This window comes from Marinobacter sp. F3R08 (genome assembly GCF_018860425.1).
Taxonomy (GTDB): domain Bacteria; phylum Pseudomonadota; class Gammaproteobacteria; order Pseudomonadales; family Oleiphilaceae; genus Marinobacter.
Window position 1 is genome coordinate 55,069 of sequence record NZ_JAHKPI010000020.1, and the last position, 23,114, is coordinate 78,182.

Annotated in this window: 23 protein-coding genes; 14 read left to right on the forward strand and 9 right to left on the reverse strand. The window is 56.4% G+C overall.

The features are described 5' to 3' along the window. Positions 1–151: 151 nt before the first annotated feature. Positions 152–490, reverse strand: a complete 339-nt coding sequence (locus KO499_RS12615; RefSeq protein WP_215984111.1) for a DUF2782 domain-containing protein — start codon at positions 488–490, stop codon at positions 152–154. A gap of 87 nt (positions 491–577) precedes the next feature. Here KO499_RS12615 and polA point away from each other — a divergent pair, with 87 nt between their 5' ends. Further along, positions 578–3,301: a DNA polymerase I gene (polA, locus tag KO499_RS12620; RefSeq protein ID WP_215984112.1), complete on the forward strand. Its 2,724-nt coding sequence runs from the start codon at positions 578–580 to the stop codon at positions 3,299–3,301. Between the two features lie 238 nt (positions 3,302–3,539). Further along, positions 3,540–3,914 carry a hypothetical protein gene (locus tag KO499_RS12625; protein ID WP_215984113.1) on the forward strand — a complete coding sequence of 125 codons (375 nt, stop codon included), beginning with the start codon at positions 3,540–3,542 and terminating at the stop codon, positions 3,912–3,914. Between the two features lie 35 nt (positions 3,915–3,949). Here KO499_RS12625 and KO499_RS12630 read toward each other — a convergent pair whose 3' ends face one another. From KO499_RS12630 to KO499_RS12640, 3 genes are all read right to left on the reverse strand, one after another. After that, positions 3,950–5,443 (reverse strand): OmpP1/FadL family transporter, encoded by a 1,494-nt coding sequence (locus tag KO499_RS12630; RefSeq protein WP_215984114.1) that lies wholly within the window; start codon positions 5,441–5,443, stop codon positions 3,950–3,952. A 118-nt stretch (positions 5,444–5,561) separates the two neighbouring features. Next, entirely contained in the window at positions 5,562–6,683 is a 1,122-nt protein-coding gene (locus KO499_RS12635) for a PilT/PilU family type 4a pilus ATPase (protein ID WP_215984115.1), read from the reverse strand. 116 nt (positions 6,684–6,799) lie between these two features. Next, positions 6,800–7,834, reverse strand: a complete 1,035-nt coding sequence (locus KO499_RS12640; RefSeq protein WP_215984116.1) for a type IV pilus twitching motility protein PilT — start codon at positions 7,832–7,834, stop codon at positions 6,800–6,802. A gap of 141 nt (positions 7,835–7,975) precedes the next feature. Between KO499_RS12640 and KO499_RS12645 the strand changes: the two genes are divergently transcribed. From KO499_RS12645 to KO499_RS12690, 10 genes are all read left to right on the forward strand, one after another. After that, on the forward strand, positions 7,976–8,680 hold the full coding sequence (locus tag KO499_RS12645) for a YggS family pyridoxal phosphate-dependent enzyme (RefSeq protein WP_215984117.1): 705 nt from the start codon (positions 7,976–7,978) through the stop codon (positions 8,678–8,680). A 61-nt stretch (positions 8,681–8,741) separates the two neighbouring features. Continuing rightward, on the forward strand, positions 8,742–9,575 hold the full coding sequence (gene proC / locus KO499_RS12650; RefSeq protein ID WP_215984118.1) for a pyrroline-5-carboxylate reductase: 834 nt from the start codon (positions 8,742–8,744) through the stop codon (positions 9,573–9,575). Positions 9,576–9,597: 22 nt separating this feature from the next. Then, positions 9,598–10,182, forward strand: a complete 585-nt coding sequence (locus tag KO499_RS12655; protein WP_215984119.1) for a YggT family protein — start codon at positions 9,598–9,600, stop codon at positions 10,180–10,182. 243 nt (positions 10,183–10,425) lie between these two features. After that, on the forward strand, positions 10,426–12,390 hold the full coding sequence (locus tag KO499_RS12660) for a dynamin family protein (protein ID WP_215984120.1): 1,965 nt from the start codon (positions 10,426–10,428) through the stop codon (positions 12,388–12,390). A gap of 127 nt (positions 12,391–12,517) precedes the next feature. Further along, the gene (gene metX / locus KO499_RS12665; protein ID WP_215984121.1) at positions 12,518–13,666 is read left to right on the forward strand and encodes a homoserine O-succinyltransferase MetX; all 1,149 of its coding nucleotides are present in this window, start codon (positions 12,518–12,520) and stop codon (positions 13,664–13,666) included. Next, positions 13,663–14,265: a methionine biosynthesis protein MetW gene (gene metW / locus KO499_RS12670; RefSeq protein WP_215984122.1), complete on the forward strand. Its 603-nt coding sequence runs from the start codon at positions 13,663–13,665 to the stop codon at positions 14,263–14,265. Before metX ends, metW begins: the two co-directional genes overlap by 4 nt. Next, positions 14,265–14,720: a DUF4426 domain-containing protein gene (locus tag KO499_RS12675; RefSeq protein ID WP_215984123.1), complete on the forward strand. Its 456-nt coding sequence runs from the start codon at positions 14,265–14,267 to the stop codon at positions 14,718–14,720. The genes metW and KO499_RS12675 overlap by 1 nt, the downstream gene beginning before the upstream one ends. A 6-nt stretch (positions 14,721–14,726) precedes the next feature. After that, positions 14,727–15,326 carry an RdgB/HAM1 family non-canonical purine NTP pyrophosphatase gene (gene rdgB, locus KO499_RS12680; protein WP_215984124.1) on the forward strand — a complete coding sequence of 200 codons (600 nt, stop codon included), beginning with the start codon at positions 14,727–14,729 and terminating at the stop codon, positions 15,324–15,326. A 23-nt stretch (positions 15,327–15,349) separates the two neighbouring features. After that, complete coding sequence (hemW, locus tag KO499_RS12685) at positions 15,350–16,498, forward strand: radical SAM family heme chaperone HemW (RefSeq protein WP_215984125.1); 1,149 nt, start codon at positions 15,350–15,352, stop codon at positions 16,496–16,498. Then, positions 16,498–17,031 carry a hypothetical protein gene (locus KO499_RS12690; RefSeq protein WP_215984126.1) on the forward strand — a complete coding sequence of 178 codons (534 nt, stop codon included), beginning with the start codon at positions 16,498–16,500 and terminating at the stop codon, positions 17,029–17,031. Before hemW ends, KO499_RS12690 begins: the two co-directional genes overlap by 1 nt. 17 nt (positions 17,032–17,048) lie before the next feature. On the opposite strand, the gene trmB is transcribed toward KO499_RS12690, so the two are convergent. The 3 genes from trmB to KO499_RS12705 form a co-directional block, all read right to left on the reverse strand. After that, positions 17,049–17,783, reverse strand: a complete 735-nt coding sequence (trmB, locus tag KO499_RS12695; RefSeq protein WP_215984127.1) for a tRNA (guanosine(46)-N7)-methyltransferase TrmB — start codon at positions 17,781–17,783, stop codon at positions 17,049–17,051. Between the two features lie 71 nt (positions 17,784–17,854). After that, positions 17,855–19,387, reverse strand: coding sequence for a YifB family Mg chelatase-like AAA ATPase (locus tag KO499_RS12700; RefSeq protein WP_215984128.1), 1,533 nt, complete (start codon positions 19,385–19,387; stop codon positions 17,855–17,857). Positions 19,388–19,449: 62 nt separating this feature from the next. Next, entirely contained in the window at positions 19,450–19,704 is a 255-nt protein-coding gene (locus KO499_RS12705; protein ID WP_215984129.1) for an accessory factor UbiK family protein, read from the reverse strand. 382 nt (positions 19,705–20,086) lie between these two features. On the opposite strand from KO499_RS12705, the gene glnK reads away from it, so the two are divergent. Continuing rightward, on the forward strand, positions 20,087–20,425 hold the full coding sequence (gene glnK / locus KO499_RS12710; RefSeq protein ID WP_008173268.1) for a P-II family nitrogen regulator: 339 nt from the start codon (positions 20,087–20,089) through the stop codon (positions 20,423–20,425). 72 nt (positions 20,426–20,497) lie between these two features. Next, the gene (locus KO499_RS12715; RefSeq protein WP_215984130.1) at positions 20,498–21,781 is read left to right on the forward strand and encodes an ammonium transporter; all 1,284 of its coding nucleotides are present in this window, start codon (positions 20,498–20,500) and stop codon (positions 21,779–21,781) included. An 81-nt stretch (positions 21,782–21,862) separates the two neighbouring features. Here KO499_RS12715 and KO499_RS12720 read toward each other — a convergent pair whose 3' ends face one another. Both KO499_RS12720 and speE read right to left on the reverse strand, forming a co-directional pair. Continuing rightward, complete coding sequence (locus tag KO499_RS12720) at positions 21,863–22,051, reverse strand: DUF6316 family protein (protein ID WP_215984131.1); 189 nt, start codon at positions 22,049–22,051, stop codon at positions 21,863–21,865. Between the two features lie 153 nt (positions 22,052–22,204). Continuing rightward, positions 22,205–23,086: a polyamine aminopropyltransferase gene (gene speE, locus KO499_RS12725; protein WP_215984132.1), complete on the reverse strand. Its 882-nt coding sequence runs from the start codon at positions 23,084–23,086 to the stop codon at positions 22,205–22,207. Between the last annotated feature and the right edge of the window lie 28 nt (positions 23,087–23,114).

The window sequence follows — 23,114 nt, forward strand, 5'->3', positions numbered from 1 at the left end:
CCTTGGCTTCCTGAAAGTTCCAAGACCCCGTTAAAGCCAATGCAACCAGGGTCTTCCTTCAATCTCAGAAACCAAGTTACGCCCTAAAATTAGAATATTCATACTAAAAGCGAGAAGCGCATGGCAGCTGCGAGCCTGACCTGGCTGGGGTCTACCAGCGGAAAATCACCCAGCTGGGCACCAACATGTCAGAGTCCGTTTCCCGGATCCAGCCGCCGCCATCTGCAGGCACGAGGTAGTACTCGGGCCCGACTTCCGGTACCACTTTGATCTCCATTAGCTGGCCATTGATCCGGTATTCATAGAACACCTCTTTCTCTCCGGGGCGGATAACAATTTGCGGCCCCTGACTTTCCGGCTGGTAATCAGAGATCACCACCGGCTCTTCAGGCGTTGCCACCGGCGTCTCATCCAGCGCACCACTTTCCTGTGCCAACGCAGCCAGAGGCAAGCTGGCGAGCATCAAAGCCGGGCAGGTGATTCGTTTCATTTTCGTGGTACCCTTTCGTCCATCAATTCCAGTACAGAGTTGCATAAGCCAACCCACGCTTCAATCAGATTCCGGACCTGTTTTGACATGACCAGCAAAAACACACCACCCGTGGTTCTTGTGGACGGCTCGTCCTATCTTTTCCGTGCTTATCATGCACTTCCTCCACTGATCACAAGCAAAAATCACCCTACCGGCGCCATTAAAGGTGTGATCAGCATGATCCGGCGGCTGGAACAGGATTTCCCCGGCTCTAAAATGGTCGTGGTCTTCGACGCCAAGGGTAAAACCTTCCGGCACGATCTTTACGAAGAGTACAAGGCTAACAGGCCACCGATGCCAGAAGATCTGGCCTGCCAGATCGAACCCATTCATCAGATCGTCAGAGCCATGGGCCTGCCACTGCTGATGGTCACCGGCGTAGAGGCCGACGATGTGATCGGCACACTGGCCGACGAAGCCACCAACAAAGGCATCGATGTAGTGGTTTCCACCGGCGACAAGGATATGGCACAACTGGTCAGCGATCACGTGACCCTGATTAACACGATGACCGAAACCCGGATGGATCGGGACGGTGTTGTGGAAAAGTTTGGAGTCACTCCGGAGCAAATTGTTGATTATCTGGCGTTGGTGGGCGACAAGGTTGATAACATTCCCGGAGTGAACAAGTGCGGCCCGAAAACCGCCGTAAAATGGCTACAGAGCTATGATAACGTTGACAACGTTATCGAACACGCCGGTGAGATCAAGGGAAAGATCGGGGAATACCTGCGCGAAGCCACCACGACCCTGCCATTGAGCCGGGAACTGGCCACTATCCGTACCGACGTAGAGCTGGATTTCGGGCTGGAAGATCTGAAACTTCGGGAACAGGATGATCAGCAACTGCTGGAGCTGTTCAGGGAATACGAGTTCAAGACCTGGGTCGCAGAGCTGGAAACCAGCGACAACACCACATCTGCGCAGGCGCAGGCCGGCGCCCGGCAACCAGCGCCCGAAAAGAACTACAGCATCATCACTGATCAGAAAGAACTGGATCAATGGTTGGAGCGCCTGAAGGCGGCGCAACTCTTTGCCTTCGATACCGAAACCACCAGCCTCCGGTACATGGATGCCGAAATAGTCGGTGTTTCTTTCGCTCTCGAACCGGGCGAGGCCGCCTACATTCCCCTTGCACACGACTACATGGGCGCTCCCGAGCAGCTGAACCGTGAAACGGTTCTGGACCAGCTCAAACCTCTGCTTGAAGATCCCGGATTAGCAAAAGTCGGCCAGAACCTGAAATATGACAAGAATGTTCTGGCCAACCATGGCATTTCTCTTGAGGGCATTGCCAAGGACACGATGCTGGAATCCTATGTGCTGAACTCTGTGGTTACCCGCCACGATATGGACAGTCTGGCAATGCTCTATCTGGGCGAGGCGACTATCAGCTTCGAGTCGATTGCAGGCAAAGGCGCAAAACAGCTCACCTTCAACCAGATCGAACTTGAAAAGGCTGGCCCCTATGCCGCCGAAGATGCGGACATTACCCTGCGTCTGCACCAGACCCTGGAACCAAAACTGAAAGAAACCGGAAGGCTGGCTTCGGTGTATGAGGACATTGACCTGCCCTTGGTTCCGGTGCTTTCCCGTATGGAGCAGCGCGGAACCCTGATCAGTGCCAGCACTCTGCGCCGGCACAGTCAGGAACTCGCAGAACGCCTGGGAGAACTCGAAAAGGAAGCCCACGAGGTTGCCGGCGAGACCTTTAACCTGGGCTCCACCAAACAACTGCAAGCAATCTTCTACGACAAGATGGGGCTCCCGGTCATCAAAAAAACCCCCAAGGGCGCGCCATCAACGGCAGAACCGGTTCTGCAGGAACTGGCCCACGAACACGAACTGCCTCGCTTGATTCTTGAACATCGCAGCCTGAGCAAATTGAAGTCGACCTACACGGACACCCTGCCGGAGCTGATTCATTACCGCACCGGCCGTGTACACACCTCTTACCATCAGGCTGTCACCGCCACCGGCCGGTTATCGTCGTCGGAACCAAACCTCCAGAATATCCCCATTCGTAGCGAACAGGGACGCCGTATACGCCAGGCCTTCATCGCACCCGAGGGTTACAAACTGGTGGCTGCCGACTATTCCCAGATTGAGCTCCGGATCATGGCGCACCTTTCAGGTGATGAAGGCCTGCTCAAAGCCTTTGAGAATGGTGAGGACATCCATAAGGCTACCGCATCGGAAGTATTCGGAGTCGATCTGGGGGACGTATCGTCAGATCAGCGCCGCAGTGCGAAAGCCATTAATTTCGGCCTCATCTACGGCATGTCCGCGTTTGGTCTGGCGCGGCAACTGGACGTTGAGCGCAAACTCGCCCAGCAATACATCGATCGCTATTTCGAACGCTACCCCGGTGTTCTGAAATACATGGATAACATCCGTCTACAGGCTCACGAACAGGGTTTCGTAGAAACCCTGTTCGGTCGCCGACTGTATCTTCCGGAAATCAACGCCCGCAACAAGCAGCTGCAGCAGGCGGCCGAGCGCACCGCCATAAACGCCCCCATGCAGGGCACTGCTGCGGATATCATCAAACGCGCCATGGTGGATGTGGAAAGCTGGCTTCTTGAAGAACATGCCGACGACGCCCGCATGACCATGCAGGTTCACGATGAACTGATTCTGGAAGTAAAGGAATCCGTCGTTGACGAAATCCGGGCCGGACTGGTGAAACGGATGTCTGCAGCAGCCGAACTGGACGTTCCCTTATTGGTTGAAGCTGGCGTCGGGAATAACTGGGACGAAGCTCACTAGGGCGCCCCAAAACAGAGCAAGGAGGCTCTGTCACGCACCACAACGAGACACCCCGACAAACGCTCGACCGCGCCCTTCCCCCCTGGCGACTTGCCAGCAGCCCCCGAGAAAACAGGCCGCTGGCTGACCGGGCAGCGGTTACGGCACGATATTCGCTTCAGAATCCCCGTCGGCGTACTGCCTCATCAAGCAATCTGGGCAGCGCCATGTTGTGACATCTATTTCCGAGGCTCAAACCATGACTTCTCTGGCATCTGAACGTAGCTGGCTGATGGACCGTAGTGTACTTAAACTGGTTCACCAGTGCCGCCGCCAGATTCACACAGAATTCGGCGTCAAACTTCACCTCACAGAAGAGCATCTCGAAAAACAGCTGGCCGACTACGCGCGAAAGACTCGCTCAACGCAGTTGACCCGCACCTGGAAAACCCTGACGGAGCAGGTTCCACAACTGAACATCGAACCCGAAGACGAAGACGACGGCTTGAAACGCAACTATCGGGGCCAGGTGATCGCCGATGCGCCAACAACATCAGCCAATGAAGGCAGTACAGGAGAGATGAACCCGCCACGGAAGAAGAAGGTGATCTACCGTGGCCAGGTGGTTGGCTGACCCGCCTGCGGGCAGGTCAACCGATGGGCAAACGATTAAAAAGCCTTGCTGACTTCGATGGACGCACTCCAGGCACTGAGATCGTATTCCCCTTTGTAGTTTGATGCTCCAGAGGAAGGATCCTGTTGCTCAGGCGCCTCATGCAAATAGACAAACTCGTCTACACGCGGGTCATCAGTGAAGATAAGCGTTCCGATGGCGGCATCAACCGTCCAGCCGCTATCCGCGTTTTTCCACTGCGAGCCCAGCGTCAACCAATGACGATTGCTTGACGGTATTCGTGCAGTAAGGTAGTTGTCCACAGGCGATTCATCCCACGCGTAACCGGCCTTGAAAGCCCACTCTGGAGTAGCCTGCCAGATACCACCAACATTGAACTGCCAGGTGTTTTTCCACTTTTCGGTGATGTGGGTGATGACCTCATTACCTGTCGCCGCAGATATCGAACCAGCTCCTCCCTCACGGCTGATGATATCGAGCTCTTCGAATCGGCTCCATCTTGCGTAAGTGGCGCCAGCAAGAAGAGTTACTTCCGGTGTCAACCTATGCCTGGCGCCAACCGTGATGCTCTCAGGTATGGCCAGAGGTACCCGGACATCTTCACTCACACCACTCTGGGCACCGGTTGGAAAAGCCTGCGTCCCCTGACCGATGGCAGAGAGATCCACTGCCGTTGTTTCGGGAAAGTTGGATATGTTCGCATCACCATCCAGATTGAACTCTGTACCCGTCTGGGCAGTCAGGCCGAACTGGGTTCTCTCAGACAACTCGTAAAGAAAACCAATGCGGAAATTTACCGCGATGTCGTCACCTTCGATGGCGGCATAGCCTTCCTCAAGCCCTGATGGTACGGGCACACCAAAATCTTCTGGCGAGGCAGCTCCAAGCGCCGAATCAAGGCCCGAGTAACCTTGCTGCCAGCGACCGTAGATACCCGAGTAATCCTGGAACTTCGTCAGACGCCCTTCCGCATACATGATGTTGATGCCGGCACCCATGGACAGACCTTGCCCGTTATTGACCGAGATAGCGGGAGAGAAAGAGATAACCGTCAACTCAGTCTCGTCCGCAAAGTAACGACCCACAAAATCATCGTCGTAGTCAGCCGCCAAGCCATAGGGCGCATGAATGCCAAAGCCCACATCTATCGAGTCATTTACTTCGTGGGTGAGATAAATATTGGGAAGAATCGCTGGATCGGCAATGTCACCGCCTGTACTGCCAGTAACCGGGCGCCCGAGGGTGTCGGTCGCGCTTGCCGTGCCTGACCTGGCCTCGGCATCGATATCAAGAATCGCTGCACCAAACGAAACATTGGTGCCGGACAGCTGACTCATCCCCGCAGGGTTAAACAATACCGTGGTCGCGTTTTCAGGATTGGCTGCGGCACCGGCGTTGGCAGTGCCCATGGCACTGGCGCTCTGCTCGTTGAGAGAAAACCCACCCGCCAGGACTCCGGCAGGCGTCGCGAGTGCGGCGACAGTGGTAAAACGTACAGCTCGTGCAAGCATTGAAGGACGGTGGTGCATGGTATCTCCTTTTTGAAACGCGCGGAGTATACGCACCACCCCTTACTGTCCTCAAATGCCATCCCTAACGGTTCAGCCCCCTAACTTTCTGCCAGCCAGTCCAGCAATGCTCCAACGATCAGTCATCCTGGATGGTAAGTTTGTCGACAGAAGAGGACAGCTTATCCGCCCCCTGGGCATCCGCACCCAGCTTGATCAGCAGGCGCAGATCATTCGCAGAGTCCGCATGAGCCAAAGCATCCTCGTACGTAATTGAGCCTTCTGCATACAGCTGATACAGGGCTTGGTCGAAAGTCTGCATACCGGATTCATTGGACTTTGACATCAGCTCCTTCAGCCGATGCACCTCGCCCTTGCGGATCAGATCCGAGACCAGCGGAGTATTGATCAGCACCTCGATAACCGCCTTCCGCCCCTTGCCGTCCGGCGTCGGTACCAGTTGCTGGGCCACAATAGCCTTAAGGTTCAGAGACAGATCCATCCAGATCTGGTTATGCTGTTCAGGAGGGAAAAACTGGATAATCCGATCCAACGCCTGGTTGGCGTTGTTGGCGTGCAGCGTGGCGAGACACAAGTGACCCGTTTCAGCAAACTGCACCGAGTACTCCATGGTTTGCCGGGTCCGCACCTCGCCGATGAGGATCACATCAGGTGCCTGCCGGAGGGTATTCTTGAGCGCCACCTCGAAACTGTCGGTATCGATACCCACCTCACGCTGGGTGACGATACAACCATGGTGTTGATGCACAAATTCGATCGGATCTTCAATGGAAATGATGTGACCGCGGCTGTTTCTGTTCCGGTGTCCCAACATGGCTGCCAGTGAGGTGGATTTACCCGTGCCCGTTGCGCCTACGAACATGATCAGACCACGCTTGGTCATGGCCAGTTCTTTAACCACCTCCGGCAACGACAAATCATCAATCTGCGGAATCTTCACCTCAATCCGCCGCAAGACCATGCCACAGAGATTGCGCTGAAAGAACGCGGAAACCCGGAAACGTCCGATGCCCCGGGCGCTGATCGCGAAGTTACACTCGTGGGATTCCTCAAACTCGGCGCGTTGCTTGTCGTTCATTGCACCGTAGACAAACTCCCTGGTCTGTTCCGGCGTCAATGCGTTCTTGGTAACCGGCAGCACTTTTCCGTTCACCTTCATGCTCGGTGGCACACCTGCCGTAATGAACAGGTCCGAACCCCCTTTCTCCACCATCAGCCGTAACAGCTTTTCGAATTCCATTTTTTACACAGCCTCCATTTTCTGACACCCACCCTGTTTTCAAACTCTATCCGGGGAGTCAGATGGTTTCCCTTCTGCTCCTGGTGCCAACGCTGCCAGCCCAGGAAGCACGCTTGTTAGAAATTGTCAGGCATTTTCGCCTTCGCCCGCGCGGCTTCGCGGGAGATCAGTCCTTTCTGCAGCAACCGCTCCAGACACTGATCAAGTGTTTGCATGCCCAGGGAGCCCCCGGTCTGAATCGACGAGTACATCTGGGCGATCTTATCTTCCCGGATCAGGTTACGAATGGCCGAGGTACCGATCATGATCTCGTGTGCCGCGATCCGCCCGCCACCCATTTTCTTCATCAGCGTCTGGGAGATAACCGCCTGCAACGATTCCGAAAGCATCGACCGAACCATGGACTTTTCTTCCGCAGGGAACACGTCGACAACCCGGTCAATGGTCTTGGCGGCAGAGGTGGTGTGCAGTGTTCCGAAGACCAGGTGGCCTGTCTCAGCCGCCGTCAGCGCCAGACGAATCGTTTCCAGATCCCGGAGCTCACCTACAAGGATAATGTCAGGATCTTCCCGCAACGCCGAACGCAATGCCTCGTTAAAGCCCAAGGTATCCCGATGGACCTCACGCTGGTTAACCAGACATTTCTTGGAGTCATGTACGAATTCGATGGGGTCCTCAATGGTAAGGACATGTTCGTAACGGGTGTCGTTGATATAGTCCATCATCGCTGCCAGGGTGGTGGACTTGCCGGAACCGGTCGGCCCGGTCACCAACACCAACCCCCGAGGCACCGAGGAAATGTCCTTGAATACCTGCCCCATTCCCAAATCCTCCATGGTCAGCACCTTGGAGGGAATAGTCCGGAATACCGCACCTGCACCACGATTCTGGTTAAATGCGTTAACACGGAAACGGGCAACACCAGGAACTTCGAATGAAAAGTCAGTTTCCAGGAATTCCTCGTAGTCCTTGCGCTGCTTGTCATTCATGATGTCGTAGATCAGGCCATGGACTTCTTTATGCTCCATAGGCGGCAGATTGATGCGACGCACATCACCATCAACGCGAATCATCGGTGGCAGACCGGCAGAGAGGTGCAAGTCAGACGCACCCTGTTTCGCCGAAAAGGCAAGCAGTTCAGTAATATCCATAGAAATCCTCGGAAGGCTTTTTCTTTTATCCCGACAGCTCCCACCCGGTGGCGCCCCGACGTGGTTCACTTGGCATTTCAGTGACCTGCGGGTAACGTGTCACCGTACAAAGTGACAGACCGAGCGTGGCATTCTCATACTATGAGCAGCATAGCAGACAACATCGGGAGCGTAACCCGACGCATACAAAAAGCAACATTGCACGCGGGCCGCGAGCCGGGGGCTGTGCACCTGCTCGCCGTCAGCAAAACCCGCCCTCCCGGCGAGCTTCGTGAGGCCTACGATGCAGGGCAACTGTCGTTTGGTGAAAACTATCTTCAGGAAGCGCTCGACAAAATAGACGCGCTGGCTGACCTTGAGGGCATCGAGTGGCACTTCATCGGCCCGATTCAATCCAACAAGACACGACAGATTGCCTCTGCCTTTGCCTGGGTCCACAGTGTGGACCGTTTGAAGATTGCCCGTCGGCTCAGCGAACAACGGAATCCTCAGTTGTCACCATTGAATATCTGCCTTCAGGTCAACATTAATGAAGAAGACAGCAAATCCGGCTGCACGATCGGGGAGCTACCAGACCTGGTGGCCGCGGTCGGTGAACTACCAGGCCTGACACTACGGGGGCTGATGGCCATTCCGGACCCGGATCAGCCTGAAGCAGATTTGAGATCAAGCTTTCGGAAGCTGGCCAAGACATTGCAACAACTACGCACAGATCATCCCGACGCAGGCCCGCTGGACACACTCTCCATGGGTATGTCCGGAGATCTTGAGGTCGCGATTGACGAAGGGGCCACCTGGGTCCGGGTAGGCACCGCGCTTTTCGGCACACGCCCGGCAAAGAGCTGAGCCGGCCGGTTCCTGTTATGATCAGAACCAGACGCTTAAACGATCAACCGGAGAGTTAACCTTGAGCACATCACCCACCATTTCTTTTATTGGCGCCGGCAACATGGCCAGCGCCATCATTGGCGGTATGCTGGATAGCGGCTACAAGGCTGGCAGCATCTGGGTCAGCGCGCCGGATGACGCGCACCTGCAAACAATCCGCAAACGTTTCGGCGTGAGCGTAACCACAGACAATCGCTACTGCGCACAGCAAGCCGAAATGGTAGTTCTCGCGGTAAAACCCCAGGTGATGGCGGATGTCTGCCGTGACATTGCACCGGTAGTCCAGAACACCCGCCCCCTCATGGTGTCCATTGCCGCCGGCTTGACGGCTGACACTCTGGACGGCTGGCTGGGCGGTGGCCTGCCCATGGTCAGGGTGATGCCCAATACACCCTCCCTGGTCGGCAAAGGCGCTGCCGGCCTGTTTGCGAACAATGAGGTTCAGGAAGCACAGAAAGAAACGGTCGAATCGGTGTTCAAGAGCATCGGTTCAGCGCTCTGGGTGGAAGACGAAAATCTTTTGCACGGTGTCACAGCCCTTTCCGGGAGCGGCCCGGCGTATTTCTTCCTGATGCTCGAAGCTCTTGAGGACGCTGCAACCGACGCGGGCATTGCACCCGGAACCGCAAGAGAGCTGGCCATTCAAACCATGGCAGGAGCCGCAGAGATGGCCGCCCGAAGCGAACACGACCCTGGCCAGCTAAAACGCAATGTGATGTCTCCTGGCGGAACCACCGAGCAGGCCATCAATGCCTTTGAAGACGGTGGCATGCGTGATCTGGTGTCCAAGGCATACCAGGCAGCGTTCAAGCGCTCGGAAGAAATGGCCAAAGAACTGGCTGGCAAACAGTAACCGACAACGGAGACACGGCTTCATGCTGGCAGATATTCTGATCACCATCCTGATGATCGCATCCACCTTTTACCTGACGATCGTACTGCTTCGCTTCCTGCTGCAATTAGCGAGAGCGGATTTCTACAATCCGATCTCACAGTTCGCGGTCAAGGCAACCAATCCCCTGCTGCGACCGCTCCGGCGCTTTATTCCGGGCTGGGGAGGTGTGGATGGTGCCTCACTGGTTCTTGCGGTACTCATTCAGGGTCTCACCTTTTTCCTGATACTCATTGCCCTGAGCGGTGGTATTCCAGCCATAAATCCGATCACACTTCTGGTCTGGGCCGTACTGAGCGTGCTGGATCTGATCGTGAAGATCTATTTCTGGTCAGTGATTGCGGTTGTGGTGGTCAGCTGGATCGCCCCCGGCAGCGGACACCCCGCCATACAACTGGTTGCCCAGATCACCGAGCCGGTAATGCGTCCGGTACGCAACCTCATGCCCTCAATGGGCGGCCTGGATCTGTCACCAATCATCGTGTTCCTCATTCTGAACGTGATTTCAGTGGTCATCGACCATATGAAAATGGCAGCAGGGCTTGGCGCCATTGGCCTGGGCCTGTAAACCATGTCTCAAATATACATTTTGTAACACTTGACCACGAAATCCATCATTGCAAGACTGCATCTTCAAATTATTGATTTTGCAGTCTTTTGCAGGATCCCCTCTGTATTTTTACCTAACCCCTCGCCATAACCCTGCCGCAAACATGGACAGAACAGGCTAATATTAACGCCAATTAATCCGTTACCCGTTAGCACCCCGTGTTGACCGGGATTCCCGGAAGTCGTGCAGAAGGATAATCCGATGACCCAACAGGGAACTCTGTCGCAGCAGGTAGAGGCGTACCACAACTGGAAAAAAGAGCTGATCCGACAGATCGGCCGGTATCGACTATGGTTGCAGGATAACAACCTGTTTTCCGACGATATCAGCTCCCGCATCCGTCACGGATTGGAACTGTTGATCGAAGATGAGCTGACCATTGCGTTTGTCGGGGAATATTCCCGTGGAAAAACCGAGCTGATAAACGCTCTGTTCTTCTCCGAGTATGGCCAGCGCATGCTGCCTTCCCAGGCAGGGCGCACCACCATGTGCCCCACCGAGCTTTTCTTTGATCGCAGCGCCAACGAGAATTATCTGCTCCTGCTGCCCATTGAAACCCGAACTGGTGACATGTCCCTGCAGCAATTGCGCAAGCAGCCACACCGCTGGGTCAAACATGAGCTGGATGAGCGCGACCCTGAAATCATGCGGGAAGTCCTCGCCGAAGTGGCCCGGGTCAAGAGTGTGCCACCTGAAGAGGCCCGTGGACTCGGCTTCGACGAAGGCATGCTGGAGCATGACCGTAACAATCCGGGCAATGTGCTCGTACCCGCATGGCGAAATGCCCAGATCAGCATCCGCCACCCAATGTTCGAGCGCGGCCTGCGAATTCTTGACACTCCGGGCCTGAATGCCTTGGGCTCAGAGCCAGAGCTGACCATCAGCATGCTGCCCCGCGCGCATGCCGTCATCTTTGTACTGAGCGCCGACACTGGCGTGACTGCCAGTGACATGACCATCTGGAAAGAACACATCGACACCCAGCACGCAGACCATCGTGCCGGGCGCTTTGCCGTACTGAACAAGATTGACGTGCTGTGGGACGACCTTCAGGGAGAGCGCCACACTCACGAAGCCATAGAAAGGGTGCGCAGCTACACAGCTGACCACCTGGGCATGCGCCAGCATGACGTAATCCCGGTCTCTGCCAAACAGGGGCTGTTCGCAAGAGTCAAGGACGACAACGACTTGTTTGAACGGTCCAATATCGGCCAGCTTGAGCAGTTGATTATTCAGCGCATCCTGATGCACAAGGAGCAGCTGATCACTCAGAGCCTGATCAATGATCTTCTCGGCATGCTCCAGAACAGCCAGGCGGCAATGCAGTATCGTCTGGAATCCCTGGAAGAGGAACTTCAGGCCTGTGCCGGAGTCACCATGGACAAAGCCGCCCTCTCCCGACTGGCAGAGCGCGCCCAGAAAGATTACGAATTCTATTACAAAAAACTCATCACTCTGCGCTCAAGTCGGCGCCTGATGGACTCCCAGGGCGATCTGCTGAAGAAGCTGGTGGACGAGGATCGTTTCGAGGCCCATGCGGAAAGCGTGCGCACCAGTATGTCGAAGAGCTGGACCACTGCGGGTATGAACCGCGCAATGGATCAGTTCTTTGATTTACTTGAAAACGATCTGACCAACCTGCTGAGCGAGGGAAATCTGGCAGAAAAGATGGTGAGCGCCATCTATCGTCGCTACAACGACGACAGCCGGGCCCGACACCTGGAACCAATTCCGCTTCGAGCCGGTCGCCACGTCATTGCCATTCGTGAGTTACGCAAGAAAGCCCGGCGTTTCCGGGTCAACCCCAAAAACCTGCTCACCGAGCAATCCGTTCTGGTTCGCCGGTTCCACAATGTCATGGTAGGAGAAGCCCGTACCTTGCACGCCCGGGTCCGACAGGACGTGGAACGGTGGCCATCCGAAGCCTTGTTGCCGATCATGCAATATTCCATGGAGCAGAAGCAGTTACTTGAGCATCAGATCCGACGCCTCCGCGATATGGTCCGCAATGACAAGGACAGCCGAACCGAGCGTCAGCGCCTGACCAACACTATTGCCGATCTGCGCAGACAACTGGAACTGGCCGACGCCATGCAACGCCAGATCCGCATGCCGGCCCCGACCCTGATCCAACAGAAAGTGGTGAACATCTCCGGGGCGATATAAGCCCCGCAAGAGCGACCATGCAGGCGGTTGCAGCCATCACGCCCCGGCTTTAAACTGCTGGGCTCGTGATGGCTTTGTCATTACTTCTCCAGACACTTTTGGATCGAACCAGGAACCACTCGCGCCGATGCCCGATTCCCTGCCTGCGGACTCTGTTGGGATTGTCTCCCCGCAAACCTATCATTTCGACGCTCCCATCGATCTGGCCTGCGGCCAGACCCTTGAAAACTATGACCTTGTGGTGGAAACCTACGGCACCCTGAACGACAATGCGAGCAACGCAGTCCTCATCTGCCACGCATTGAGCGGACATCATCATGCCGCCGGATACCATTCCACCGACGACCGGAAACCCGGCTGGTGGGACAGCTGCATCGGCCCCGGAAAACCGATCGATACCAACCGGTTTTTTGTTGTCAGCCTGAACAACCTCGGAGGCTGCCACGGCAGTACTGGCCCGAGCAGCGTTAACCCCAGGACCGGCAAACCCTTTGGCCCGGAATTTCCCGTGATTACCGTTAGCGATTGGGTCAAAAGCCAGGCATTGCTGGCCGACCGGCTGGGAATCGAATGCTGGGCAGCGGTTGTCGGTGGCTCCCTTGGCGGCATGCAGGCCCTGCAGTGGAGCCTGGACTATCCGGACCGCCTTCGGCATGCCGTGGTTATTGCTTCCACTCCGCGACTGACTGCCCAGAACATCGCCTTTAACGAGGTGGCGCGACAGGCCATCACCTCAGACCAGGAATTCCACGACGGTCGCTACTACGATTTTGATACCGTTCCTCGCCGCGGCCTTATGCTGGCACGGATGGTTGGCCATATTACGTATCTGTCTGATGCATCCATGGGCGAAAAATTTGGCCGTGAGCTGAGGGATCAGGCCTACAAGTTTGGCTATGACGCTGAATTCCAGGTAGAGAGTTACCTGCGTTACCAGGGTGAACGTTTCTCCGAATCCTTCGACGCCAATACCTACCTGCTGATGACTCGGTCTCTGGATTACTTTGATCCGGCCTACGAGTTTGGCGGTGACCTCTCCCGGGCGCTTGCCGCCGCCACGTGCGAATACCTCGTGCTCTCCTTCAGTACTGACTGGCGCTTCACCCCCGCCCGCTCGGAAGAGTTGGTCAATGCCATGATAGGGGCCCGCCGCAAGGTGAGCTATGCCGAGGTGGATGCCCCCTGGGGCCATGACGCTTTCCTGATCCCGACCCCGAGATACACCGACATTTTCAATGCCTACATGGACCGCGTGGCACGGGAGGTTGGCGCATGAGACCGGATCTCGAAATCATTCAACAATGGGTTCAGCCCGGCCACCATGTTCTGGATCTGGGCTGTGGTGACGGCACGCTGCTCGACTTTCTGCAACGGGAGCGCGGCGCCAGCGGCTTTGGCCTTGAAATAAATCCGGCTCATATCACCAGCTGCATGAGTCGCGGCGTTGCGGTTATTGAACAGAATCTGGACACTCAGGGCCTCGGCAATTTTGACGATGGCAGTTTCGATGTCGTCCTGATGACCCAGGCGCTTCAGGCGGTGCGGAGACCAGATAAGGTGCTCGATGAGATGCTGCGGGTTGGCAGCGAAGGCATAGTGACTTTCCCGAACTTTGCCCATTGGCGACTGCGCTGGGGACTGACGCTGAACGGCCGTATGCCCGAATCCGACGCACTCCCGTATAAATGGTATAACACGCCCAACATCAGGCTGTGCACCTTCAAGGATTTTGAGGCTTTGTGCCGCCAGAAAGGTATCAGAATCAAAAGCCGGCGCGTGGTAGACGGCCAGCATCAGAACAGCTGGCTGGCACGCCTGTGGCCTAACCTGTTGGGCGAGATTGCCATTTACCGCATCACACGGGAGACCGAGTAATGATCGCAAAAAACATTTCAGTATTCCGCAACATGCTGACCGCCATGCTCATTGGCCTGATCAGCATCCAGGCCCAGGCGGGCTCAAAGGATTTCGGTGATTACACAGTGCTCTGGAGCGTGCTGCCCAGTACCTTCCTGGCACCAGAGGTCGCCAAAGCAAACAACCTTCAGCGAAGCAAGGGCATTGGCATCGTCAATATTTCGATCATGAAGGAAAATGACGACGGCACCATGTCCCCGGTAAGCGGCCAGGTAGAAGGCCAGGTGTCCAATGATATCCAGCAGGTTCGTTTTCTGGCGTTCCGCAGGATTCAGGAGGGCGATTCCGTATACTTCATAGCCGAATACCAATATTCCTCGGGTGAACTGATGACATTCAATGTCACTGCCCGCGCTGCCGGGTATCCGCAGGATCTGGCTATTCGATTTGCCCACACACTGTTCAGCGATTAACGCCCTATGACCAGCAGACTTGTCATCGCCAGCAATAACACCGGCAAAATTGCCGAGTTAACCGACTTACTGGCCCCACTGGGAATGACACCGGTTGCCCAGGGAGAGCTTGGTGTAACGGAAGCCGAGGAGCCGGCGGTCACCTTTGTCGAAAATGCCATTCTCAAGGCTCGCCACGCCGCCCGGGAAACCGGGCTTCCAGCCCTGGCGGATGACAGTGGCCTGGCCGTGGATGCCCTAGGGGGCCGCCCCGGTGTCCGCTCGGCCCGTTTTGCCGGCGAAGATGCAACCGACGCCGACAACGTCCAGGCCCTGCTTGAAGCCATGACCGACATCCCTGACGAGCAACGAGGGGCACAGTTTCATTGTGTGCTGGTATACCTGCGCCACGCCGATGACCCGACGCCAGTCATCTGTCATGGCCGCTGGCCGGGCTCAATTCTCAGAACACCGAGAGGCGACGGCGGATTTGGTTATGATCCGGTGTTTCTGGCACCGGAACACGGATGCAGTGCGGCCGAATTATCCCGTTCCGAAAAAAGCAGCATCAGTCACCGTGGACGTGCCCTGAGAATACTGTTGGATCAGCTCCGGGCCGAGGCCTGAGTCGGGTGCATGGCCCTGAGCCGATGATCAGCCACCGGCCGGCGGCGGTGTGTCCGCCGCTGAGCCTGTACATCCATGTGCCCTGGTGCGTGCGAAAGTGTCCTTACTGCGACTTCAATTCCCACGCCTTTAGCGGGACCATTCCAGAGTCTGCCTATCTTGAAGCTCTGCTTGAAGATCTGGATCAGGATCTTGCGTTCGCCGCAGACCGACCAATAAAGACGGTGTTCATTGGTGGTGGCACGCCCTCCCTTATGAGCGGGGAATTTTACCATCGCCTGTTCAGTCGTTTACGGGAAAGGCTCACCTTTGACCCCGATGCCGAGATCACCCTTGAGGCCAACCCGGGGACGCTTGAAGCCGGCCGTTTCGAGGCGTTCCGCAATGCCGGAATTAACCGGCTGTCTATCGGAGTCCAGAGCTTCCATCCAGATCACCTGACCGCTCTGGGTCGCATTCATGACAGCGGCGCCGCCCATCGTGCCATTCGTGCTGCGCGCCAGGCCGGCTTCGACAATTTCAACATCGACCTGATGCATGGCCTGCCGGGCCAGACACCAGACCAGGCGCTGCTGGATATCCAGACTGCTCTGGATTACAACCCGCCGCACCTGTCCTGGTATCAATTGACCCTCGAACCAAATACCGAGTTTTACAGCCGACCGCCAGACCTGCCAGACGACGACCGGCTCTGGGAAATCTATAGCAAAGGGGCGAACCTCCTCCATCACAGTGGCTATCAGGATTATGAAGTCTCGGCCTGGTGTCGTGATGGCATGGCCTCACAACACAACCTGAATTACTGGACGTTCGGGGATTATCTGGCTCTGGGAGCAGGTGCACACGGCAAGATCAGTCTCGCTGATGGCACGATCAGGCGATACTGGAAAACCCGTCAGCCCGACGCTTATCTGAACCGGATCGGCAGTCGCACAGCCGGCAGTGACGTTATCGCAGACGCGGATCTACCTCTGGAATTCCTGATGAATGCCTTGAGACTCAGTGAAGGAGTAGAGGAAAGCCTTTTTTCTCAGCGAACGGGTTTACCCCTGACAACAGTTGGGGTACAACTTGCAGTGTTGCGAAATGAAAAGCTGCTGGAGATGGACCGGCTCAAGGCAACTCACCTCGGCCAGAGATACCTGAACAGCCTGTTGGAGCGTTTTCTGTAATGGATCCCGCACAAGGAATGGCAGCCTATCCCAAAAGCCTGAAAGTCAGCCTCGTCGTGGCGGCAATGCTGCTGTTCGCCCTGCTTATGATTAATCAGCCGCTGCAGACTGCCTCCGCGCCCCAGGGTATCGTCAGCTATCAATTGGCCGGTACCGCAGATCAGGCCCATGCCATTCTTCGAAGTTGGAGAAGTGACGGTGCCGCGTGGGCGAAGGTTTCACTGTGGCTGGACTTCCTGTTCATCCCGGCCTACATGCTGGCCCTCATCCATCTGACGAGGCATTTCACACGAGACCGGCCCGGTGTTCGGGAGCGAATGGTAGCACGATGGATTCGTGCCCTGTTCGTTACTGGCGGGCTCAGCGATGGTGCGGAGAACATACTGCTCCTGAACAACTTCAACCCGCCCACCGACGAGATCAGCCTGTCCGCGACCCTTTGCGCGCTGATCAAATTCACAGCGCTCACCCTGGGCATTGCCGGACTGGTAATTATCAGGGCGGCGAGGCGCCATCCGTTGGCAAATCACTGATCTCATCTGACCGGCGATCAGTTGGTCCGATGAAACAACAGGTCCCAGACGCCGTGCCCCAGGTTTTCACCTCTCTTTTCGAACTTGGTGATGGGGCGGTCATCGGGGCGCGGTGAGTAGCTTCCAGTTGCCTGAGTATTGGCAAAGCCTTCAGACTCGTTCATCACCTCCATCATGTGTTCAGCGTAATTCTCCCAGTCGGTCGCCAGATGCAGGATGCCGCCGACTCGCAACTTGTGGCGAACCCGCTGGACAAACTCGTGCTGAATCAGCCGGCGTTTGTGATGTTTCTTCTTGTGCCAGGGATCCGGGAAAAACACCATAACCCGATCCAGGCAGGCGTCCGGCAAACACAGATCGATCACATCGTTCGCATCGATGCTGTAAATCCGGACGTTCTCCAGTCCGCGATCTTCTATGTCTTTGAGCAGAGCGCCAACACCCGGCTGGTGAACTTCAACGCCAATAAAATCCTGCTCGGGAGCCGCTTCTGCCATCTCTGCCAGCGATCGTCCCATACCAAAACCAATTTCCAGATTAAGCACGGCGTCCCGCCCAAACACCTGACGAGGGTCGATCATTCCGTGCTCCCGGGTCAGACCGTACTTCGGCCAGCTTCGCTCAAACGCTTTTTTCTGTCCTTCGGTCATCCGACCCTGGCGCAAAACAAAGCTGCGCACACCCCGTCGAGTGGTAACAGGGGATTCAGCGGACGCGTCTTTGGGGTCTTGCGGTTCATTCTGGTCTGTCATCTGCAATCCTTAACCACAGGTAGCGGGTATTGTTAAACGGTCGTGACCGACAGTTTACCAGAGTGGCTCCGTCAGGCCGAAACCACCGAGCTCCGTCCCTGCTGCCGATCCAGTTGGCGGTATCCCAACGCCTCAACCAGGTGACCCTGAGCAAGCGCCTCACAGCCCTCCAGATCCGCAAGGGTTCTGGCCACCCGAATTATCCGGTGCAGCGCCCGGGCTGAAAGCCCCAGCTTTTCCATCGCACCACAGAGCAGCAGCTCACCCTGACGGTTCAGTCGGCAGGCGTCGTGCAGTTCCCGCCCTGCCAGGGCTGCATTCAGACAACCCCGCTCTTTCTGTCGAGCCCTGGCTGCGACTACGCGCTTGCGGACGGTAGCGCTGGTCTCGCCGTCACCGCCCTGCTGCATCAGGACATCGCCACCCTGCACCGGAACCTCAACATGCAGATCAAAACGATCCAGCAAAGGCCCGGATATTTTCGACCGGTAACGCATCACCTGTTGCGGCGTACACTGACACTCAATCGTCGGGTGGCCACCATACCCGCAGGGGCATGGGTTCATCGCGCCAACAACCTGAAACCGAGCCGGAAAAGTCACCTGGCGCGCAGCCCGGCTGATCGAGATCTCACCGGTTTCCATCGGCTCCCTCAGGACTTCCAGCACTCGTCGCTCGAATTCCGGCAGCTCGTCCAGAAATAATACGCCCCGGTGAGCCAGGGAGATTTCTCCCGGTCTCGGGCTGCTACCACCGCCAACCAGCGCCACCGCCGATGCGGTATGATGAGGCGTCCGGAAAGGTGGCTCGCGCCAGCCCCCCGCACGAACCGGAAAACCTGCCACCGAATGCACGCTGGCCACCTCCATGGCAGCCGCATCATCCAGCCCCGGGAGAATACCGGGCAAACGGCTGGCAAGCATGCTCTTGCCGGTTCCCGGAGGGCCAAAGAACAACAGATTGTGACCACCTGCTGCAGCCACCTCCAGGGCCCGCCTTGGCACCCGCTGACCACAGACGTCCGAGAGATCCGGCGTATCACCGGCGCTGTCTGGTATGTGTTCCAGCGACGTTCTGGGAATCGGCACCAGACGGGCTCGCTCACTCAGATGCTCGCACACGACCAGCAGGTGACTGGCCGCCAGCACATCACCCTGGCTGGCCAGGGCCGCCTCCTCGGCATTGCCCTGCGGCACGAGCAACGCCCGGCGCTCCTGTCTGGCAGCCAGCACGGCCGGCAGAACACCCTTGAGGGGCCGCAATGCGCCATCCAGAGACAGTTCACCCAGAAATTCACAGTCAGAGAGGCTCTGTGCCGGAATCTGTCCCGAGGCGGCCAGGATTCCAAGGGCGATCGGCAGGTCAAAGCGACCGCCTTCCTTGGGCAAATCGGCAGGCGCCAGATTGATGGTGATTCGGCGGGCGGGAAATTCAAATCCGGCATTCAGGAGAGCACTGCGAACCCGTTCCCTGCTCTCTCGAACTCCGGTCTCCGGCAGACCAACAATCGAGAGCGCGGGCAAGCCGCCGGAAAGGTGAACTTCAACAGTAACAGCGGGGGCAGACACGCCAATTGAGGCGCGTGAGTGAACAATAGCAAGCATGACAACCTTCCATGGTTATTCCAATAACGATTACCCGGCATCCTGCCGGGCTCTGCCGGGGTCTATTTTTCCTGCAGACTAGTTTCCAGCTCGGCAACCCGCTGCTCCAGCGCGTCCACCTTTTCGCGAGTCTTCGACAACACTGCCTGCTGAGCATCGAACTCTTCGCGGGTTACCAGTTCCAGGCGGGAAAGAACAGCCATCACGGTTGCCCGGGCCTGGGTTTCAAAATCCTCGCGCGCAGCGCGGGCCATATCGGGAACAAACTGGCCAAACTGGCCCTGCAGCTGAGTAAAAATATCCTGTGGACCTTTCACACGTTACCTCACAAATTCCTGAAAGATGCGGCTTCGACTAAAAGAGAAGACCTGTTACCGCTCCGCGGGAGTGTATCACACCGCAGCCCCTGCCATACTGTAGGCGATCGATCCTATAATAATGGTCGAACGGTCAGGCGAGCCCGCTCCAATTTGGCTCACTGATCAACCAACCGCCCCACTTTGGTGCACATCTTTGCGCCATTCTGGTACGCGGATATCGTAAACCAATGTTTTAAAAGTATTTTTTTGCGTTGGCATACCCGATGCTAAAGCTCCCGTACACAATCCGCACAATAGGTGTGCGAGGTGGCAGCATCCCGAGCTCAACACTAGGCCGGCGGGCCCTCACTGTTGGGACGGCTTTACCAAGGAGAAAGCAATGAAACTTGTGACAGCGATCATCAAGCCTTTCAAATTGGATGATGTCCGTGAGGCACTATCCGAGATTGGCGTACAAGGCGTAACCGTCACTGAAGTCAAAGGCTTCGGTCGACAGAAAGGCCATACAGAACTCTATCGTGGCGCGGAATACGTGGTGGATTTTCTGCCCAAGGTGAAGGTAGAAGTTGCCATTGGCGACAACCTGCTGGACCAGGTCATCGAGTCCATCACCAAAGCAGCCAACACCGGCAAGATTGGTGACGGCAAAATCTTCGTGACTGAACTGGCACAGGCCATCCGGATCCGGACTGGCGAAACAGGTGAAGAAGCGGTCTGAACCAGCTCTGATTTTTGAACAGCCAACGCAAAAAAACTTATAACCTGAAAAGCCTCGTGCGGAGGGCTTCATATGGAAAGCAATCTCAATCACATTTTTGAACTCCAGTATGCGCTGGATACCTTTTACTTCCTGATTTGTGGTGCCCTGGTCATGTGGATGGCCGCTGGTTTCGCCATGCTGGAATCCGGCCTGGTACGCGCCAAGAACACCACTGAAATCCTGACCAAAAACGTCTCCCTGTTTGCCGTTGCCTGTACGATGTACCTCATCTGCGGTTACGACATCATGTACGGCGGCGGTATTTTCCTGAGCGGCGTCACAACTGTCGCTCAAATGGACGATGCAGCCATCGCCGGCATCATTGCCGCATCCACCGAAGCTGGCTTCAGCGACATGGGTGAATACAGCGGTGCGTCTGACTTCTTCTTCCAGGTTGTCTTCGTTGCAACAGCCATGTCCATCGTCTCCGGTGCCGTGGCTGAGCGCATGAAGCTCTGGGCCTTCCTGGCATTTGCCGTTGTTATGTGTGGCTTCATCTACCCGATGCAGGGTTCCTGGACCTGGAACGGCGACGCGGTCTTCGGTATGTATGAGCTGAACTACAGTGACTACGCCGGCTCCGGTATCGTCCACATGGCCGGTGCAGCAGCAGCCCTGGCAGGCGTTCTTCTGCTTGGTGCCCGTAAAGGCAAATACGGCGCCAACGGTGAAATCCGTGCGTTCCCGGGCGCCAACCTGCCGCTGGCAACACTTGGTACCTTCATTCTGTGGATGGGCTGGTTCGGCTTTAACGGCGGCTCTACCCTCAAGCTGGGTGGTATCGGCGTAGCCAACGAAGTAGCGAACGTATTCATGAACACCAATGCCGCGGCAGCTGGTGGTCTGATTGCGGCCCTGATCGTCGCTCGCCTGATGTTTGGCAAAGCTGACCTGACCATGGCCCTGAACGGCGCCCTGGCTGGCCTGGTTGCCATCACTGCAGAGCCTGCAGATCCTTCTCCTCTGCTGGCCACCATCATTGGCGCTATCGGCGGCACCCTGGTGGTCTTCTCCATCGTAACCATGGACAAGCTGCGCATTGACGATCCGGTCGGTGCCATCTCTGTACACGGTGTGGTTGGTATCTGGGGCGTCTTCGCGGTTCTTCTGTCCGATGCAGACGCGACCTTCATGGGTCAGCTCGTCGGCATGCTGACCATCTTCGTCTGGGTTTTCGTAACCAGCCTGATCGTCTGGAGCATCCTGAAAGCAGTGATGGGTATCCGGGTCAGCGAAGAAGAAGAGTACGAAGGCGTGGATCTGTCCGAGTGTGGCATGGAAGCCTATCCGGAATTTGTCAGCGGCAAGCAATAAGCGCTGATACCACGAACGAAAAAGGGGCGCCTGCGGGCGCCCCTTTTTTATTGCTTGTGTGAGCCTGATCGACCTGACTGCCTAGGCAGAATACGAACTATACTCCGCCTTTTTTACATAGACGCGCAGTTCCAGAAGCGCTTCGAGCTCGTTCTCATAAGGTCCCTCAATTGAGCCCTCTCGGGTCTCAAAATACCAGGCACCGTTTACCGAACTCAGCCGCTCAGACCGGAACCAGTTCTTCTCAGACTCACCCTGTCGCACCATCATGGCTCCCCTCCTGACACAGATCCTTATTACCAATCAGCGCTTACTGCCTCACAAGTCTAGCCGATGCCCCGGTCCCCGGAGAGAACGTCTGGACCAAAGCAGTCGGTCGCTCATAGCCGAAGGGAATATCGGCTTCAGTTCGCAACCGTTGGCCTAACCCTCGCCGGGAATAACATGATCCTCCAGCTCATCAACCATGAACTGAGGCATCGCCAGTGCACCGTGGTGGACCCCCGGGTTGTAGTAACGGGTTACAAAGGGACGGTTCTCGGCATCCTCCTCTCGGAAATACCGTACCGGTTTGTCCTTGCCGGCCATGGTGCAGCTCCACCAGCCCGTTGGGTACACCGGCTGCGGAAATGGCAGGGTCTGGACGTGATCAAATCCCGCCTTGCGCATGTCCTCATGGATTGACTTGATGATGGTACTGGTATGCAACAGCGGGGATTCGCTTTGCTGCACGATCAGACCACCATCGCGCAGGGCGAGCATGGCATCACGGTAGAAGTCCAGGGCAAACAGGCCTTCGGCGGGACCGACCGGATCGGTGCTATCGATGATAATCAGATCAAGGCTGCTGGGCTCAATGTCTCGAATCCATTGTATTCCGTCGCCAAAGAAAAAATTGGCGCGTGGATCGCCATTGGATTCACACAGCTCCGGGAAGTACTTCTCGGAGGCCCGGGTGACCCGCTCATCGATTTCCACTTGCCAGGCTTCCTCAACACCCGGGTGCTTGAGCACCTCCTTCAGGGTGCCACAGTCACCTCCGCCCACAATGACCACCTTTTTCGGATCGCGATGGGTGAACAGAGCCGGATGCGTCATCATCTCGTGGTACAGGAAGTTATCGCGGCTGGTCAGCATCACGCAGCCATCCAGTACCATCAGATTGCCGAACGTTTTGGTCTCGTAAATCTCCAGTTTCTGGAACGCTGTCTGTTCCTCGTGAAGCTTCTTTTTTACGTCCAGGGAGAACGCGGTTCCCTGGTCCTGGAATACCTCGGTGAACCAGCCATCATTGAGCGCTGTCATTTATGCCTCCCGTTGTGGGCCTTGGCCT

Coding starts and splice junctions, on each gene's coding strand:
- KO499_RS12615 (WP_215984111.1), bottom strand. CDS start 490: ATGAAACGAATCACCTGCCCGGCTTTGATGCTCGCCAGCTTGCCTCTG.
- polA (WP_215984112.1), top strand. CDS start 578: ATGACCAGCAAAAACACACCACCCGTGGTTCTTGTGGACGGCTCGTCC.
- KO499_RS12625 (WP_215984113.1), top strand. CDS start 3,540: ATGACTTCTCTGGCATCTGAACGTAGCTGGCTGATGGACCGTAGTGTA.
- KO499_RS12630 (WP_215984114.1), bottom strand. CDS start 5,443: ATGCACCACCGTCCTTCAATGCTTGCACGAGCTGTACGTTTTACCACT.
- KO499_RS12635 (WP_215984115.1), bottom strand. CDS start 6,683: ATGGAATTCGAAAAGCTGTTACGGCTGATGGTGGAGAAAGGGGGTTCG.
- KO499_RS12640 (WP_215984116.1), bottom strand. CDS start 7,834: ATGGATATTACTGAACTGCTTGCCTTTTCGGCGAAACAGGGTGCGTCT.
- KO499_RS12645 (WP_215984117.1), top strand. CDS start 7,976: ATGAGCAGCATAGCAGACAACATCGGGAGCGTAACCCGACGCATACAA.
- KO499_RS12655 (WP_215984119.1), top strand. CDS start 9,598: ATGCTGGCAGATATTCTGATCACCATCCTGATGATCGCATCCACCTTT.
- KO499_RS12660 (WP_215984120.1), top strand. CDS start 10,426: ATGACCCAACAGGGAACTCTGTCGCAGCAGGTAGAGGCGTACCACAAC.
- metX (WP_215984121.1), top strand. CDS start 12,518: ATGCCCGATTCCCTGCCTGCGGACTCTGTTGGGATTGTCTCCCCGCAA.
- metW (WP_215984122.1), top strand. CDS start 13,663: ATGAGACCGGATCTCGAAATCATTCAACAATGGGTTCAGCCCGGCCAC.
- KO499_RS12675 (WP_215984123.1), top strand. CDS start 14,265: ATGATCGCAAAAAACATTTCAGTATTCCGCAACATGCTGACCGCCATG.
- rdgB (WP_215984124.1), top strand. CDS start 14,727: ATGACCAGCAGACTTGTCATCGCCAGCAATAACACCGGCAAAATTGCC.
- hemW (WP_215984125.1), top strand. CDS start 15,350: ATGATCAGCCACCGGCCGGCGGCGGTGTGTCCGCCGCTGAGCCTGTAC.
- KO499_RS12690 (WP_215984126.1), top strand. CDS start 16,498: ATGGATCCCGCACAAGGAATGGCAGCCTATCCCAAAAGCCTGAAAGTC.
- trmB (WP_215984127.1), bottom strand. CDS start 17,783: ATGACAGACCAGAATGAACCGCAAGACCCCAAAGACGCGTCCGCTGAA.
- KO499_RS12700 (WP_215984128.1), bottom strand. CDS start 19,387: ATGCTTGCTATTGTTCACTCACGCGCCTCAATTGGCGTGTCTGCCCCC.
- glnK (WP_008173268.1), top strand. CDS start 20,087: ATGAAACTTGTGACAGCGATCATCAAGCCTTTCAAATTGGATGATGTC.
- KO499_RS12715 (WP_215984130.1), top strand. CDS start 20,498: ATGGAAAGCAATCTCAATCACATTTTTGAACTCCAGTATGCGCTGGAT.
- KO499_RS12720 (WP_215984131.1), bottom strand. CDS start 22,051: ATGATGGTGCGACAGGGTGAGTCTGAGAAGAACTGGTTCCGGTCTGAG.
- speE (WP_215984132.1), bottom strand. CDS start 23,086: ATGACAGCGCTCAATGATGGCTGGTTCACCGAGGTATTCCAGGACCAG.